Source organism: Pseudoalteromonas sp. SG43-6, from assembly GCF_014164365.1.
GTDB classification, from domain to species: Bacteria; Pseudomonadota; Gammaproteobacteria; order Enterobacterales; family Alteromonadaceae; genus Pseudoalteromonas; species Pseudoalteromonas rhizosphaerae.
In genome coordinates, this window is the sequence record NZ_JACJEZ010000239.1 from 1 (window position 1) to 234 (window position 234).

2 tRNA genes are annotated in these 234 nt (G+C 46.6%); both read left to right on the forward strand.

Going from position 1 to position 234, the window contains the following annotated elements:
- Positions 1–6 precede the first annotated feature (6 nt).
- Positions 7–82, forward strand: a tRNA-Lys gene (locus H5201_RS22925).
- Between the two features lie 72 nt (positions 83–154).
- Positions 155–230 (forward strand) — tRNA-Lys (locus tag H5201_RS22930).
- The last annotated feature ends 4 nt before the right edge of the window (positions 231–234 follow it).

Below are 234 nucleotides of genomic sequence, written 5' to 3' on the forward strand. Positions count from 1 at the left end.
CAGAGCGGGTCATTAGCTCAGTTGGTAGAGCAGTGGACTTTTAATCCATTGGTCGATGGTTCAAGTCCATCATGACCCACCATTCTTTATTCGTTGAATAGTAGAGTGGTTTATAATCGGCGGATCTACGCAGCGTGCTTAGGCACATCAGAGCGGGTCATTAGCTCAGTTGGTAGAGCAGTGGACTTTTAATCCATTGGTCGATGGTTCAAGTCCATCATGACCCACCATTCT